The following is a 17261-nucleotide window of genomic DNA, read 5'->3' as shown; positions in this document are numbered from 1 at the left end:
CCCCGCCGTCATGATAATAATTGTTTAATTGTTGAACGATTTAATTGCCCGCCACAAGTAGGGCATTCCCCTTTATCTAGTAATCGTTTCTCATAATTTGTTCGTAACTGTACCTCTTCCTGCTTTTTCTCTGTAATAAAAGTTGCACCATCTTTTAGGCGTTTGTTTACATCTTGGAGCTTTTCTAATAAAAGTTTATAAGATTCCAGTCGTTGAATACTAGATTGTAATTCGTTATATTTTTCCACACTTGAAGTTGTTTCTTCTAAGCGCTCAATTGTTCGTTTCATAGTATTCGCTTGTTGGTTCATCGATTTATAGTTTTGCTCAACACGTTTGAGCTCGTTTGCTTTTTTTACTTTTTGGAGTAACCTCTGTACTTTTTGCTCTTCGGAAAGAGTTGCGAAAGCTGTTTTACTAATGGTCGTTTGCACATCTAGTAAACTACTTTTTAAACGCTTAGATGTTTCCTTCAACTGATTAAGTTGTTTTAAGCGATTATATTTTTGTATGATAGCTGTCACATTGTGGTTGGCAACATCTACACCATTTGTTTTCTGAATCCAAAGTTCACACGTGTCCATCGTTTTATTAATTTCAGCTATTTGACTTTGTTTCATTTGGAACGAGCGCTTCTTTTCGTTAATAAATTGTAGCCTTTCTAGGAACCGTTCCCATTCATCTATCCCTTTAAGAATAGAAAGATGTTTCTTTACAGTTTCTTCACCTATTGATAAATCTCGCAAGCTCCTCTGGAGATTTTCTAATTTGGTAAGTTTTTCATTTTTTTGTTTAAGCTCCCTGTACTTTTGCTCAGACTGGTCAAGCACTGTCCTCGCATGATCTAAAAAGTGATAGGGTTCTATTTTCTCCTTCAGTATATCGACTTCCGTTTCTACGTGCTTCGTCTGTTGGTGAAGCTTTGCAACATCTTTTGTAGTATCTCTTACTGCCATATCAATATAATGTGCACCACTAATTCTACCGATCGTCTTTGCTCTTACTGAAGCTGTCTGTTCGAGTAAAAACGGCCCGTCTAATTGTTGAGAAACATTCAGTAATAATTCCATATCCCGATCAATTCTTAATGGATAGATTTGATGAGCATCAAGGACTTCTTGGGGAACGTGTATACCAAACCCTTCTAATACGAGATCTTCTTTTCCAATTTCTTTTATAATGTAACGGTTTTTCGAGCTCGTTCTTTCTCTTATAATACTAGCTTCATTGGCAAACGTTAGAGTTACCCGAACAAAATCACCACTAACTCTCATAAAGTCAGTTCCTCTTGGTTGATTAAACAATACCCACCGGATACCACGCAAAATAGCTGTCTTTCCACTATCCGATTGACCGACAATCACATTAAGTCCTTTTGAAAATTCAATACTTGTATCAAGGTGGGACTGAAAGTTTTCTAAACGAACTTCTTTAATCCAATTCATGGTCTCCACCTTTCCATAATTCTTCAATCACTTCAATTCTTCTTAATGCTTCTGTCTTTACCTTATCATCTACGTTTGACATTGAAGCAATCTGCGTAATAATCTGTTTCATATTGACCGTTTGAAAATCAGATTGTTCTTTCACTTGTTGAATAAATGAGTTTAACTTTGCTTCTTGATGAACGGCCTTTTCTAAGAAACTACGATCTAATACTTCCTCACCTTTTAAGGCACACTCAAGAGGAATTTCAGTAAGTTTTATATTATCTTGAGATATTGTCCCAATAATTATTTTTGGAGTACGGTTCATTTCAGACCAGTGGTTATTTACTCGAGCAATTGCCCCAGGGTTGCAAATATATTTCCCATTTTTTTCTTTAATTCCAAAACCACCATGAAAATGCCCCGTAAGAATAATGTCTGCCGTTGTTCCCCAAATATGATCGATCATCGTATAGGGGATTCCATCCGGAAGTGCTTTTTCTACGAGCATACTGTGAACAAGATGGATCAGTACATTGGCTCCTGATTGATTATCAGGATAATAATCAAGCTTTGCGTCTCGCTGATCAATATCATAGTGATAAGGTTGGCCAGAAATTTGAACTTTCACACCGTTTTTTTCGAGCACTAAAGGCTCATCAGGGGAAATCACTGTTATGATACCAAACGCGTGTAACAATCCAAGCATCGTTCTTGATATCGTTTCCGGGTTATGTCCATACGTATCGTGATTTCCAGAAATCGCATATATCGGAGCGTTAGCTTGGCGGAAAATTTGTGCAAATTGCCCAACAACATTTGGTGATAAATCTGGTCGATCGAAGACATCCCCGCCATGAAGCAAGACATCCACCTGTTCTCGATTACTTATTTCCATAATCTCAACAAGCTTCATCTTTAACGTATCTACAAAAGAATCTAAACGATTTTTTGGCGTAGTTCCACGAATATGAGTATCAGTAAAGTATAAAAACTTCAATTGGTTTACCCCTTCCCTTCTTTAATTAGTACTTAAACAAAATAAGAGGATAACCCATTAGTGTCCGCACTATTCCAGTAAAAATATAATTGCCTATTAGTGTAAAGCAACTATATTTACCAGTTGAAGTGCCTGACACTTAGCTTTGAGTTATCCTCTACCTAAATGTTTGATTAATTCTTTTACTCGATGCTGAATACGCCTAATAAAAGAGTGATTTTATTAGGCGTATTCCTGCACCATTTCTTTTTTTTCAGTTATTTTAAATCTAACGGTAAGTCTTCGAGTTCATTCTCACTAGGTGCCTCAACAGTAATCTCACCATCAAGTCCATAGTGCGCTCGAATTAATTGTTCAATTTCAGCTGTCAAGTCTATATTCTCTTTTAAGAATTGCTTTGCATTTTCACGACCTTGGCCTAGTCGTTCTTCATTAAATGAGTACCATGCTCCACTCTTTTGCACAATATCTAACTCTGCCCCAATATCTAGAATAGAACCTTCTCTTGAAATTCCTTCACCATACATAATATCTACTTCCGCTACTTTGAATGGAGGAGCTACTTTATTTTTAACAACTTTAATTTTCGTCTTATTACCGACCATGTCGTTACCTTGCTTCAAAGTTTCAGCACGTCTAACCTCTAAACGAACAGACGAATAGAACTTTAATGCGCGTCCACCAGGGGTTGTCTCTGGGTTCCCGAACATAACACCAACTTTTTCACGAATTTGGTTAATAAAGATGGCAAGTGTCTTCGATTTATTGATCGCTCCACCTAACTTACGAAGAGCTTGAGACATAAGTCTTGCTTGTAAACCAACGTGGCTGTCCCCCATTTCTCCTTCAATCTCAGCCTTTGGTACAAGGGCTGCAACACTATCAATAACAATGATATCAACAGCGCCACTTCGAACTAGTGCTTCCGCTATTTCTAATGCTTGCTCTCCTGTATCTGGTTGTGAAAGTAATAATTCATCAATATTTACGCCTAACTTTTTAGCATATACAGGATCAAGTGCATGTTCAGCATCAATAAAAGCTGCTTGTCCACCTTGACGCTGTACTTCAGCAATTGCATGTAATGCAACCGTTGTTTTACCAGATGATTCAGGGCCGTACACTTCAATAATTCTTCCACGAGGATATCCACCTACACCAAGTGCGATATCTAATGCTAGTGCACCACTTGAAACCGTTGATACCCGCGTTTCAGTTTGCTCCCCCATCTTCATAATAGAACCTTTACCAAATTGCTTTTCAATTTGTCTTAACGCCATCTCTAATGCGGCTTTTCTATCACTCATTACGTCATCTCCTCAAATATATGAAAATATTTTTCTACAAATTATAGGTCTTAATTTTAATACGTACATATCGGTCGCAAAGAAACACAAAGAAGCAGTAGTACGTGTAACATATCTCATATGTCTTTACCTATGATAACTTTTTTTTTAGGTTTTGCCAATAGATTTTACGAACATTTATTCGTTTCTTTATAAGATATTTACAAATGGAAATTTCAAAGGAGAAGGGATTACTCTGGAGAGAGGATAGCGTAATTAAGAAGTGTCACGCACCTGAACGATGATCGGTGCTTCACCGATCATCTACACGCTATCATAAACGTGAGGTGCACAGACACTACTATTACATTTCTATATTATCACTTTAATGGTCGTTTTTCACGTTTTGGGCGTGGTTTGGCAGGTTCTAAATTAACTCTAGCTCCATTTATTCGTGAATAGCGAAGAGCTTCATAAACAAACGGGGCCACTTCTTCAGGAACTTCAACGAATGTGAATTTATCAAAGATATCGATACGCCCTACAGCTTTTCCAGGAATACCGACGAGTTCAGAAATCTCTTCAATTAAAATTTTTGGACTCATATTTACGTTTTTTCCAACATTAATAAAGAAGCGAACCATACCTTTAGCTCCACCTGTTTCACCGAAGTTATAGCCATCATCATCGAGCGTATTATCACTAAGGAAGTTTCGTTTCAGTAAAGCTGTGACGATCTTTTCTGCTGGATACGTGTTAAGGAGATCATGGACTAACGGAGCAAACCATTCACTATCTTTATCATCATTCATAGCTGTTTCTATTTGCTTCTTCCACGTCTCTTGCTGTTTCTCGATGACTTCAGCAAATGTTGGTACATTTTCAGATGGAATTGGCATCTTAATCTCATCTTCGATCGAACGCAGATGTTTCATTTCACGAGGAGTAACTAAAGTTAACGCTAATCCTTTTCTTCCTGCACGACCAGTTCTACCAATACGATGTACATAACTCTCAGGGTCTTGCGGAATATCGTAGTTAATAACATGGGTAACATTGTCAACATCAATTCCACGAGCAGCTACATCAGTTGCAATTAAAAATTCAATGGTTGAATCGCGGAACTTTTTCATTACATTGTCACGTTGTGATTGAGTTAAGTCTCCATGTAAGCCATCAGCAATATATCCTCTAGCTTGTAGCGCTTCCGTTAGCTCAGATACACCTTTTTTTGTTCGACAGAAGATGATCCCAAGATCAATTTCTTCACTATCAATAATTCGGCACAACGAATCTAATTTATTACGTTCTAGCACTTTATAGTATACTTGGTTAATTGAAGGAGCTGTCACTTCACCCTTACTAATTGCAACAAGCTGTGGCTTTTTCATGTACTTATATGACAGCTTCTTAATTGGAGGGGGCATAGTCGCTGAAAATAAAAGCGTTTGGCGCTCTCGGTTGACTTGTTTTAAAATGGCTTCAATATCTTCAATAAACCCCATATCTAGCATCTCATCAGCTTCATCTAGTACTACGGTATGTACTTTATCCAAGTTCAGTGTTTGTCTTCTAATATGGTCTGTAAGTCGTCCTGGTGTACCAATTACAACCTGAACTCCTTGTTTTAATGCTCTAATTTGATGGGAAATCGATTGACCACCGTAAATTGGCAATGTACGAATTTTTTTGTACTTCGTTAACTTTTGCAACTCTCCTGAAACTTGAATAGCTAATTCACGTGTTGGCGTTAAGATCAGCGCTTGAACATGGTTGTCTTCTGTTACTTTATCAACCACTGGAATACCAAAAGCAGCTGTCTTACCAGTTCCTGTTTGCGCTTGTCCAATGACATCGTCACCCGATAAAATGACAGGGATCGCTTTTTCTTGAATTGGAGATGGCTCTTCAAAACCCATATCATAAATTGCTTTTTTCACTTGTTCTGTAATATTAAAATCTTTGAAATAACTCATTTCTATAATTCCACCTTTATAATTCTTTCAGCAAGTAATAGCAGCCATATTTTACAGTTCTTTCTCTTATTTGCCCGCGAGTTCCGGACAGGTTTAATTCAAATGATTTGAACTCCCCGTTTGGTAGAGCAACACCAATAAAAACAGTACCAACATCCTTACCCTCGTGTCGATTTGGCCCTGCTACACCTGTAAAACTAATTCCTATATCAGCTTCACATAACTTCTTAACACCTTGCGCCATTTCAATTGCACATTCACTACTGACCGCACCATACTTTGCTAATGTATTTTTAGACACTGAGAGGATTTTTTCCTTCATTTCCGAAGAATAACTTACAATTCCACTCGAAAAGACTTCAGATATCCCCGAATAATCTGTAAGTTGCCGACTGAACAATCCACCCGTTATACTTTCAGCCGATGCTATTTTATAATTCTTTGCTCGTAAAGTATTTACCACCTCTTGCATAAGAGATGTATCACCATAACCATACAAATACTTACCCACTCTAGCTTGAATTTTAGCTTCTAATTCATCTAATAAATGAACAGCTTTTGTTTGATCTTCATGTTTAGCAGTTAAACGCAGTTTTACTTCACCTTCAGCTGCTAACGGTGCAATGGTAGGGTTACTTTGAGATTCAATTAAATCTAGTAAAACTTCTTCTAATTTTGCCTCCCCGATTCCAAAAAAACGAAGAACTCTAGAGTGAATAACGGATTGTTCGTTTGAATTAGCCAGTAAATAACTTTCTCCATATGTAGTAAACATCGGTTTTAATTCTTTTGGCGGTCCAGGCAACAACATATAATAGACACCGTCTTCAAAGGCGGCCATTCCTGGGGCCATACCATGATCATTGTTAAGGACTGTTGCTCCGTCAATTACTAAAGCTTGCTTTTTGTTATTCTCAGTCATGGTCCTCTTACTATTTTGAAAATATAATTCAATCTGCTGTAATGACGGTTGATGATAGACTAATTCACGATCTAACAGTTCTGCAACCGCTTCCTTTGTTAAATCATCCTTTGTAGGACCTAATCCCCCTGTAATGATAATTAGGTTAGCTCTTTTTTTTGCTTGAATGATGGCTTCTTGCAAACGCAACTTATTATCTCCTACCACAGTATGATAATAAACGTTAATCCCTAAAGGAGCTAATCGCTGCGATAGAAATTGACCATTTGTATTTGCGATTTGTCCGAGTAAGAGCTCCGAACCTACAGCAATTATTTCGCTGTTCATTCATGCACCTCAGTTCGAATAGATATAGTTGTCATAATAGTTGTCATACATGCTAAGTTCTAAGTTAAGCCTTCAAGAAAATATGTTTATTTTTCATAAAATAATCGATCCCTGAGACAATAGTTAAAATAGTTGCAACCCATAACATTAACATAGCAAATGGGAACCCTATTGGTTCAAACGGAAAGTTATGTAACATTAATGCAGAGATTGCAATAATTTGAAAGACTGTTTTAATTTTTCCTAATGGACTCGCAGCTATTACTGAACCGTCGGCTGCTGCGACGAGCCTAACACCAGTTACAGCAAATTCACGGCTTAAAATAACAATGACCATCCATGCAGGAGCCATCTGCAATTCAACCAACGAAATCAGTGCTGCTGTAATTAACAATTTATCTGCTAACGGATCTAAAAATTTACCTAAATTTGTAACAAGCTTATATTTTCTAGCGTAATAACCATCTAACCAATCTGTAGCTGCTGCAATAATAAAAATGATTGCCGCGATAAAGTGTGAAACTGGGACAACTGTACCAAGTAATGATAAATTTCCAAATTCCATTGGGACGATTAAAAAGATCATAAAAATGGGGATGAGACAAATTCTTGATATTGTAATTTGATTTGGTACGTTCACAGTGATCCTCCCTAACTTAAGCTTTTCATATAATTTAGCGCATATTGACGAATTGCACAGGGAACTCCAAATCTTTAGACTTTACTAATTGAATGACCTCCTGTAAATCATCTATGCTTTTAGCAGTCACTCGAATTTGCTCATTTTGGATTTGTGCTTTTACCTTTAACTTAGAGTCTCTAATTAATTTTGTAACATCCTTTGCACGTTCAGAACTGATTCCAGACACTAGTGTAATCACTTGGCGAACCGTTCCACCTGAAGCTTTTTCAATCTTTCCGAAATCCATAGACTTTTGCGAAAGACCACGTTTAATGAATTTTCCTTTTAAAACATCAATAACACTTTCTAATTTGTATTCATCATCCGAAATTAACGTTATTTTATCACTTTCTTTACGTTCGATTGAGCTTTTCGAACCTTTAAAGTCATAACGTGTTTGAATTTCTTTTAATGCTTGTTGTATTGCATTATCTACTTCTTGTATATCTATTTCAGAAACAATATCAAAAGAGTGCTCTTTAGCCATAATGAAACATCCTTTCTACCTTCGAAAAGTATACTCTCACGCCAACTTAACTCTTATTGTATCATAGGTTGTACCAAATTGAGAAATTGTTGTTAACATTGTTATATTCTTCAGAATTAACCAGAAGAAAGCGAAGAGTAAGCAATCCCTCTTCGCTAATGTCCTATTCGTTTGCTAGCGCAAAAGTAATCGTTACCTTTTGGTGAACAGCTTCTAGTGGAAGTTCAAAAGGCTCTCCGTTTATGAGTAATTGAACATTATTAGAAGCGCCCAGGTTGAATGTAATTTCCTCTTCAGCACTAAAGTCATAATCTAACTCATCGCCATCTTTTACTTCAGCAGCAAAGAAGGAATTTCCTTTCGCATTTGCGATCCCAACATAACTTCGCCCGGTAGCCAAAAGCTTAACTTCAAATGTATCAGTACCATCTAACGTATAATAGCTATGATTTCCTGAAACCTCAGTTTGTGAAAGTACTTGTGTTTGTTCTTCAACCTCTTCTTCATCAGCGGCGGTTTCTTCTTCCACTGTTGCTACTTCTTCCTCTTCTTCATCAGGAACCGTTGGGATTTCTTCACTAATCTCTCCTTCGAACCTATCATCTTGTTCCTCTGGAACAACCCCTTCAGCACTATCTTGTGAATTATATTGTGCAAACACCCATATGCCTGCAAATACAACAATAATAAGGAGTCCAGCAACTAACGCTGGGAAAATGGAATACCCTTTTGATTTCTTCTTAGGCGCAGTTGGTGTTTTTTGGGCTCGGGCGCTACGCCTTGAAGGTAATTCAGATCCTTCTTTGTGCGGATTAGGTAGTTCATTGCCAAATTCTTGAAAAATTTGTTCTGAGTCTAATCCGACTGCTTCTGCGTAGTTTTTAACAAAGGCACGAGCATAAAATTTACCTGGCAGCGCATCAAAATTACCTTCTTCAATAGCGAGAAGATAGCGTTTTTGAATCTTCGTTGTCTTCTGTAAATCATCTAGGTTAATTTGTTTTTGTTCTCTTGCTTCTCTTAATCTTTGGCCTAATTCAGACAATGAAAACACCTACCAACTTAACTAATATCGAAAGATGAAAAACCAGATTCGACGACATCATAAGAAATCTCCTCTGTTTCATCATTTCGCAACTCAATAATTGTATCAAAATCATCTAACGTAAATTCTGTCTCTCTCACAAAAATATCGGGATGCTCAATGACTTTGACGGCTGGCAGCCTCATTACATCATTGACTAAAATTCTGTGTTTTTCTGTAGCTCTCATAGTAGAGACAATTCCATCTATAATATAAATTTGATTTTCGCCTAATTCATCTTCTGCTAACTGACTTCTAACGGTTTGTCTAAGTAAAGTCGATGAGATGAATGACCAGCGTTTATTTGCACAAACACTTGCAGCTACAACAGACTCTGTCTTCCCGACACGCGGCATACCACGGATCCCAATTAATGAATGCTCGTTCTTTTTCATTAACTCAGCCATAAAGTCAACGAGCAAACCTAATTCATTTCGAACAAAGCGAAATGTCTTTTTATCATCTGCATCACGTTCAATATAACGCCCATGCCGAATAGCCATTCGGTCGCGTAAATGTGGTTCACGGAGTTTGATCACGGTAATATTGTCTATTGTATTAAGAATGGAATGAAACCTTTCAATTTGATCATCACATGTACTACGAATAAGCATCCCCCGTCGCTTATCTTCAACTCCATTAATCGTGACAATGTTTATAGATAACATTCCCAGCAATGATGCAATATCACCTAACAAACCTGGACGATTTTTATGTATTTGATATTCTAAATACCACTCTTTCATTTCAGTCCCCCCTCCTTCATATCCGTTGCTTAGTATCGATTAATATCTATACTACTTGTATTTATAAAAAAATCGATCAATATTTAAGAATAGTTCGACTAAATTTTCTATTCATTGAAAAGAAACATTTGCCAATTTAACCTATGTACTATTATTTTACGCTATTAGTTGTTGAATAAACAAGTGATTTCTATTGGTCTCATAGTTTTTCACACCGTAACAAAATATTATATATTTTTTTTTCGTATTTTTTCAAAGACTTTCTATTTTGTTGGTAAATAGTACCTAATGAAAAAGTGCTGCACATTAATGCAGCACTTTTATATTAATGATTGTTTTGAACAAGCTTAACCATCATATTAGCGATAGCATGTTGTTCTTGCTCATCTGCTACCTTCCATAAATCGGCTAAAATACGTTCTTGTTCGTTTTTAGGCTCAACTTGTTGTGCTAAGTATTCCCCAACTTGATAAGCAACATCAGAGATAACGGATTGGTTCATCCCTTCCTGTTGCGCTTGGTTGAGACGATCACCTAAAAAGTCTTTCCACTGATCCCAATTATCTAAAACTGACACATGAATCCCTCCTTAATATTAAGTTCAATCATAGTTTTTCATGAACGAAGGCAATTTATGCAAAAGGAATGTGTCAAAAAAAAGAAGTTAACAATACCAAGCGCCATTAACAGATAAAATTTGACCATTGATATAACTTGCCTCATTGGAACTTAAAAAAGAAACCGCATTCGCTACTTCTGCAGGTGTCCCTAATCTCCCCATCGGTATATCCTCTTCAAGCTGCTCCATTTCCTTTTCTGAAAATGATGAGAGCATATTCGTTTTGATAGCTCCCGGCGCCACAGCATTTACGCGAATAGTAGTGGGGCCTAATTCTTTTGCTAAAGCCTTTACAAAAGAATTTAACCCACCTTTTACTGCTGAATAAATGACCTCACAGGACGCTCCTGTTAAACCCCAAATCGAGGAAATAACGATAATAGCTCCGTTTTGTTTACGAATCATTGGAGGTAATAAAGCCTTCGTTAATTGAATAGGTGAAGTTAAATGCAGTTGAATACTTTTTTCTATTTCTTTGTCTGTCATATCCGTCAATAAACCATAATATGAAGATCCACTATTATGTATTAACACATCAATCGGTTCAGTTATTTGATTAACTAAATGGTTCACTGAGTTTTTTTCTGACAAATCAGCATTAACTATTTGAACGTTCACTCCAAAAGTACGGCAGATGTTGGCTGTCTTTTTAATACCTTTTTCATTTTTATAATAATGCAAGTAAAGAGAAAAACCACGAGCAGCCATTTTTTCTGCAATGGCTGCCCCAATGTCTCCACTTGCTCCTGTAATTAAGCAAGTTTGTTTCAATTAATTTTCCTCCGTATACCCTTCAGGTTTCACCTGACAAACAGTAAATCGATCCATGTTAAAATGTTCTTTCATGACGGCTGTTAATGTTTCTGCATCAATTTTTTCTAACGTTGAAACAACATCAAACAAATTCATATCGTTAAATTGATAACGAGTAAATTGATTAGCAATATATTCAGGTGAATTTAATGATCTTAAGAATGACCCTATTTTTTTCTTTTTTGCTCGTTCAACTTCTGAATCATTTAAAGGGCTGGAAATAAATGCTTCAACCATCTCTTTAATTTTATCAGCTAATTGATCCGGATACTTTGTGTCTCCACCAAGAATTGTAAATCCAAATCCATATTCCGCTGAATAGTCAAAAGAAAATGTATCATCGATTAATCCTGCATCATAAAGCTCTTGATAATTGGATGAACTTTGACCAAACATTAAATCCAATAAAATATTCATACCTAGTTCATGTTCAAGTAAATCCGTACCTTGTTTCGTCGGATTACCTTCCTTAAAACCAACAAGACATTTTGGTGTTTGAACACTCATTGTTATAACATTTTTCTTTTTAGCAACTTCCTCACCTTCTGCCGGGAAGAACCGCTGGATTTGTTCAGGTTCTTTAAACGTCTTTTTCTGTTGATTTTCTTTTATTAATTGTAATATTTCACTCGGCTCCACAGGTCCTACCACAAACATTAACATATTACTTGGATGGTAGAATGTCTCATAACATTGATATAATAAATCCTTCGTTATTTTTGATATTGAAGGAATCGTTCCAGCTATATCAATTTTTACAGGGTGATGCTCATACATATTTTCAATGACACCAAAATATACACGCCAGTCAGGGTTATCATCGTACATATTTATTTCTTGGCCGATAATTCCTTTTTCCTTCTCAACACTCTCTTCTGTAAAATAAGGATGTTGAACAAAGTTGAGTAGTGTTTCAAGATTTTGATTTACATTAGCAGTACTTGAGAACAAATAAGCCGTTCGAGTAAAACTTGTAAATGCATTTGCTTGTGCACCTTGTTTACTGAAATCTTGAAATACATCTCCATGTTCATCTTCAAACATTTTGTGCTCTAAAAAATGAGCAATCCCGTCTGGAACGACAATCGCTTCTTTCGCTCCAAGTGGAATAAAATGATTGTCAATTGAACCATATTTTGTAGTAAACGTAGCATATGTTTTGTTAAATCCTTTTTTCGGAAGAACATATACATCGAGACCATTATCTAATTTTTCATAGTAAAGCGTTTCTTTTAGTTGATTGAATTGGATTTCTTTCATGCTGTCGTCCCCTCCTTTCCTTTAAGGAAATAGATGGTATCTAACTTGATTTGATTCGCAATAGCTACAACATCTTCTTTCGTAACAGTATTAATTCCTGAAATCCAGTCTTCAAGTGACCGGTCCTGTTTAGCTATTACATTATGATATAGAAGTTCAGCATACCCTCTTGCTGTATCCGCCGTTTCTAACAACTGGTTATTAATCATTGCTTTTGTTTGATCCAACTCAGCGTCTGTAAATTCACCTTTTCTCATATTCTCCATTTGCTCATTAATAATGGAAACTGCTTGATCGTAGTTTTCAAACTCAATACCTGACATGACCATAATTATTCCTTTATGACTTTCATAACGTGATGCCGCATAATAAGCTAAGCTCGCTTTTTCACGAACATTAATAAATAATTTAGAGTGAGAAAATCCTCCAAATAAGCCATTGAAAACTTGAAGCGCATAGTAACCGTCATCTTTATAAGTCGTATAAGTGCGATAACCCATATGGAGCTTTCCTTGTTTCACATCTTGCTCATCAAATACAGTATTCACTTCTGTTACTTCTTTTTGAGTTGTTTCTACCTCAACTCCTGTATTAGTACGGCCTTCAGGTAACGTAAAATACTGTTGTACTTTATCCTTTACTTCGTCTGGATTAATATCACCGATAATATACAGGTCCATTTTGTCTTCTTTTAATAACTGTTGATAGTAAGCAAAAAGATCTTTTTCATTGATACCCTCAATTTGTTTTTCATCACCGTGTACCGATAATGCAAAAGGTTCACCTTTACACATTTCTTCAGTAATTCGCATATTCGCATAGCGCATCTTGTCATCATAGACAGACTTTATGCGCTGTTTAAGAGAGCGCTTTTCACTTTCTACAATCGATGATTTAAACTGACCATTTTCTTGAATCGGTTGCAATAAAACTTCTGCCAGTAATTGAACTGCATTTTCAAACAACGGTGTAGTGTCTTTTAAGAATTTTTCATTCGCAATATCCATTCGAATTCCGATGACGTGTTCTTCACCTTTCTTCTGGACATCGACAGAAAGACTAGCACCATAAAGTTCATCTAAGCGATTTCTTAGCTCTTTTCTTGTTGGTGATTGAGCTGTTCCACTTTGAAGGATATGCGGTATTAATGCTCTTTTTGTAACCGTTTCAGCGTGTAACGGAGCCTTTAATAATACAACGAGTGTCGTCGTTTTATACTTTGGTGTATTTACCATATGTAAATGCATACCATTCAATTCACTATGAATTTCCTGCAGTTGGTTCATTCTAATCACTCCCTGCTTCTAGAATATACTTCCTACTTAGCCATAGGTTATGCTTTTATTCGTTTTCTTACTACTTTAAACTTGAATTTATCAGCTCTAAAATAATTTAGTGAAAATAGTATCGGTTGATCAGACTCATCATAATGCATTTGTTTCAATAACAACAAAGAGGTTTCAGGCTCACAGTTTAAGGTCGGTGAGATTTTTTCATGATATCCAACAGGTGCTATCGTTGTAACTGCATATGAGATACTATGACCGATCGATTCTAGAAAGTTAAAAATGGAACTAATTTCATGGATAGAATGCTTTCCAAGTATCTCCTCTGGAATACGGTCTAGACAATACACTACGGGTTCATCATCCGCTGTTCGAACCCTTTCAATTACAACACAACTTTCAATTTTATCTTCATCAAAGCTTACTCGATCATCTTCTGTTGCTTCTTCAACATAAGATGATAAAAAGATGGTACCGGGCTCTTTATTCGCATTAACAATCATATCTGTTACACTATATAGCTCCTCAATTCCCGAAGAGAACAAAGGCTTTGAGTGAACAAACGTACCAACACCATGCCTTCTTAACACTACACCTTCATCTTCAAGTATTCGCAGAGCTTCCCTTAGAGTTGCTCTACTTACACCTAATTGCTTGGATAACTCAAATTCTGAGGGTAATTTCTCACCTTCTTTAAAAACTTGTTGATCTATATCCTCTTTTATTTTATCAATTACCTGTAAATACAATGGTCGACTATCAGCTTTAATCATTCTCCCCACTCCTTAACCCAACAATTATTGTGCTGATGCTTCTTCTGTAGATTTTGTAACTAACACTTCTCTTGGTTTACTTCCTTCATATGGCCCTACAATACCTCTAGCTTCCATCTCATCAATTAGTCTAGCTGCTCTTGTGTAACCGATCCTAAATCGGCGTTGCAGCATGGATACAGACGCTGTGTTCATTTCCAAGACTAACTCCACTGCTGGCTGATATAATTCATCAGCTACTTCTGCGACTATTTCTGGCACTTCGGAAGGTGTCATTTCTTCTTGGTATTGCGCCCGTTGTTGACTAATCACAAAATCAACTACCGTTTCAACTTCATCATCGGATAGGAAGGCTCCTTGTACACGTGTCGGTTTGGTAGCCCCTACTGGAAGGTATAGCATGTCCCCTCGGCCTAAAAGCTTTTCTGCTCCACCACTGTCAAGGATTGTCCTCGAGTCAGTTTGAGAGGATACTCCAAATGCAATCCTTGAAGGAATATTTGCTTTAATTACTCCAGTAATAACATCAACGGATGGACGTTGTGTTGCAATAATCATGTGAATACCTGCAGCACGCGCCATCTGGGCTAAGCGTGTAATTGAATCTTCGACATCCCCAGATGCAACCATCATTAAATCTGCTAATTCATCAACAATGACTACGATGTATGGCAATAATGGCTGTTTTGCGTCTTCCGTTTCATTTTGTTTCCTAATTAAATCATTATATCCTTCAATATTCCTCGTTCCGGAATGCGAGAATAAGTCATACCTGCGCTCCATTTCACTTACGACTTTCTTCAACGCTTGTGATGCTTTTTTCGGTTCAGTTACAACCGGTGTCAATAAGTGAGGGATGCCATTATACACATTTAACTCAACCATTTTAGGGTCAATCATCATGAGTTTAACTTCATGGGGCTTCGCTTTCATTAGTAAGCTTGTAATAATTCCGTTAATACATACACTCTTTCCGCTTCCTGTTGCCCCTGCGACTAATAAATGAGGCATTTTATTTAGTGGGGCTAATACCGGTTCACCTGAGATATCCCTACCTAAAGCAACTGAAAGCGCGTGTGCTTCTTGTCTATTTTTTGGTGAGTCTAGTACCTCTCTTAACGTAACAAGAGCAACTTCTTTGTTCGGTACTTCTATTCCTATTGCTGATTTTCCTGGAATTGGTGCTTCAATACGAATATCTTTTGCTGCTAAAGCTAGCGCTAAATCATCAGCTAAATTAACGATTTTGCTTACTTTCACACCTACACTTGGGTGTACTTCATATTTCGTTACTGCTGGTCCAAGATGAACTTCTGTTACTTTCGCTTTTACACCAAAACTTTCAAGTGTTTGTTCTAATTTCTTAGCATTTGCAGATATGTGGCGTTTTTCCATATGTTGTCCATTATTATTGGGTAAATGTAGTAATTCTAAACTTGGTAATAAATAATCTTCATTCGCAATTTCAGACATAATTAAAGACTGAGGTGACATTTGCTCATTTTGATCCTTAGTTTCCTTGTCCTTCAGATTTTCCTTTCCTTCAGTCCTCTCATCTGATAAAGGTAAAGTAAGATCTGGTGTTCCTTCTTCATAAGCTTGACTCGTGAAATCATGTATAACTGGTTCAGTGGGTACAGGCACTTGTTCCGGCGGTTCCTCTACTGCAAGCTCTTTCTTTTCTTTTTGTTTTTCTTTTCGTTCAGATAGTTTAGCTGATAATTCATCCACCCAACCACGAACTAACTTATGAAAGAAACTGAAAATCACTACAAAGATCTGTTTTGCTTTAGTAAGAACACGGTTAATGACATCAGATAAAGATTGATTTGTAATTAATAAAATGGATACGATCATGCCAAAAAAAGAGATTAAATAAGTTCCCGGTGCATCAAAAAGAAAATGAGTTGCAGCATATCCAAGTGCCCCAATCATTCCTCCACCCAGATCACTGACAGGCGCCGTTTGATGTACTTGCATCCAAAATAGTTCCCACGTATTTCGTAATACAGAAGGGTCTTCAAAACCTTCCTTTGTTGCTAATACTTCAAATAAACGGACATGGCTCAATAAAATAAAAGAAAACAATAGTAAATAAGTTCCTGCAAGACGACGCGTCCAAAAGGAAGGTATACTTCGTTTAATAATGATATACAGTGACGTTAAAAATAATGCTATCGTTAGTACTACGTGCCATTCTCCAATAAAGAATCGAAATAAATAAACAATAACTTCACCTACACTGCCTAATTTGGCAAATGTAATTATTGATAAAATAAATAAAGATAGTCCAACCAACTCAAACGTTAGTTGTGATTTCCATTCTGTTTTTTTCTTTTTTCTTTTCTTAGACATCAATCATTTCACCCTCAATTGCGACTTAATATACGAAATTACAATGGTGCTTGTCTCATAAAGTGAAAACTCTATGTTAGGGCCATTTAACTTTCGTTCAGCTATTATAAAAGTAAAGCATAGAACTTTTGCTATTTTTTTACTTCAATTAAGAAAAGCAGCCAAAATTGGCTGCTTCAACCAAGTTTTGTATTATGATTATAACATAATCCAAAACT

General features: G+C 36.6%; 15 protein-coding genes. All 15 read right to left on the bottom strand.

Annotation, left to right across the window (positions count from 1 at the left end; genetic code table 11):
- Positions 1-8 precede the first annotated feature (8 nt).
- On the bottom strand, positions 9-1445 hold the full coding sequence (locus tag ACNSTQ_RS05355) for an AAA family ATPase (RefSeq protein WP_418198808.1): 1437 nt from the start codon (positions 1443-1445) through the stop codon (positions 9-11).
- Positions 1432-2427, bottom strand: coding sequence for a metallophosphoesterase family protein (locus ACNSTQ_RS05350; protein ID WP_418198807.1), 996 nt, complete (start codon positions 2425-2427; stop codon positions 1432-1434). The genes ACNSTQ_RS05355 and ACNSTQ_RS05350 overlap by 14 nt, the downstream gene beginning before the upstream one ends.
- Before the next feature lie 257 nt (positions 2428-2684).
- Positions 2685-3734, bottom strand: coding sequence for a recombinase RecA (recA, locus tag ACNSTQ_RS05345; RefSeq protein WP_418198806.1), 1050 nt, complete (start codon positions 3732-3734; stop codon positions 2685-2687).
- A 359-nt stretch (positions 3735-4093) separates the two neighbouring features.
- Complete coding sequence (locus ACNSTQ_RS05340) at positions 4094-5689, bottom strand: DEAD/DEAH box helicase (protein WP_418198805.1); 1596 nt, start codon at positions 5687-5689, stop codon at positions 4094-4096.
- A gap of 16 nt (positions 5690-5705) precedes the next feature.
- A complete protein-coding gene (locus ACNSTQ_RS05335) occupies positions 5706-6938 on the bottom strand; it encodes a competence/damage-inducible protein A (RefSeq protein ID WP_418198804.1) in 1233 nt (410 codons plus the stop codon).
- Between the two features lie 64 nt (positions 6939-7002).
- The gene (gene pgsA / locus ACNSTQ_RS05330) at positions 7003-7578 is read right to left on the bottom strand and encodes a CDP-diacylglycerol--glycerol-3-phosphate 3-phosphatidyltransferase (protein ID WP_418198803.1); all 576 of its coding nucleotides are present in this window, start codon (positions 7576-7578) and stop codon (positions 7003-7005) included.
- Between the two features lie 34 nt (positions 7579-7612).
- Complete coding sequence (locus ACNSTQ_RS05325) at positions 7613-8107, bottom strand: YajQ family cyclic di-GMP-binding protein (protein ID WP_418198802.1); 495 nt, start codon at positions 8105-8107, stop codon at positions 7613-7615.
- A gap of 163 nt (positions 8108-8270) precedes the next feature.
- Positions 8271-9152, bottom strand: coding sequence for a helix-turn-helix domain-containing protein (locus tag ACNSTQ_RS05320; RefSeq protein WP_418198801.1), 882 nt, complete (start codon positions 9150-9152; stop codon positions 8271-8273).
- A gap of 17 nt (positions 9153-9169) precedes the next feature.
- Positions 9170-9937 carry a YmfK family protein gene (locus ACNSTQ_RS05315; protein WP_418198800.1) on the bottom strand — a complete coding sequence of 256 codons (768 nt, stop codon included), beginning with the start codon at positions 9935-9937 and terminating at the stop codon, positions 9170-9172.
- 325 nt (positions 9938-10262) lie between these two features.
- Positions 10263-10514, bottom strand: a complete 252-nt coding sequence (locus tag ACNSTQ_RS05310) for a DUF3243 domain-containing protein (RefSeq protein ID WP_275117531.1) — start codon at positions 10512-10514, stop codon at positions 10263-10265.
- A gap of 87 nt (positions 10515-10601) precedes the next feature.
- Positions 10602-11327 carry an elongation factor P 5-aminopentanone reductase gene (gene ymfI / locus ACNSTQ_RS05305; protein ID WP_418198799.1) on the bottom strand — a complete coding sequence of 242 codons (726 nt, stop codon included), beginning with the start codon at positions 11325-11327 and terminating at the stop codon, positions 10602-10604.
- Positions 11328-12629 (bottom strand): EF-P 5-aminopentanol modification-associated protein YfmH, encoded by a 1302-nt coding sequence (yfmH, locus tag ACNSTQ_RS05300; protein WP_418198798.1) that lies wholly within the window; start codon positions 12627-12629, stop codon positions 11328-11330.
- Positions 12626-13915 (bottom strand): EF-P 5-aminopentanol modification-associated protein YfmF, encoded by a 1290-nt coding sequence (gene yfmF / locus ACNSTQ_RS05295; protein ID WP_418198797.1) that lies wholly within the window; start codon positions 13913-13915, stop codon positions 12626-12628. Before yfmF ends, yfmH begins: the two co-directional genes overlap by 4 nt.
- A gap of 47 nt (positions 13916-13962) precedes the next feature.
- Positions 13963-14688: a GntR family transcriptional regulator gene (locus ACNSTQ_RS05290; RefSeq protein ID WP_418198796.1), complete on the bottom strand. Its 726-nt coding sequence runs from the start codon at positions 14686-14688 to the stop codon at positions 13963-13965.
- 24 nt (positions 14689-14712) lie between these two features.
- Entirely contained in the window at positions 14713-17043 is a 2331-nt protein-coding gene (locus ACNSTQ_RS05285; RefSeq protein ID WP_418198795.1) for a DNA translocase FtsK, read from the bottom strand.
- Between the last annotated feature and the right edge of the window lie 218 nt (positions 17044-17261).

Origin of the sequence: Alkalihalobacterium sp. APHAB7 (assembly GCF_048323755.1) — a bacterium.
In the GTDB taxonomy this organism is placed as follows: Bacteria; Bacillota; Bacilli; order Bacillales; family Bacillaceae_F; genus Alkalihalobacterium.
The sequence above is the reverse complement of the archived record's forward strand: the minus strand, read 5'-3'. Positions and strand labels throughout refer to the sequence as shown.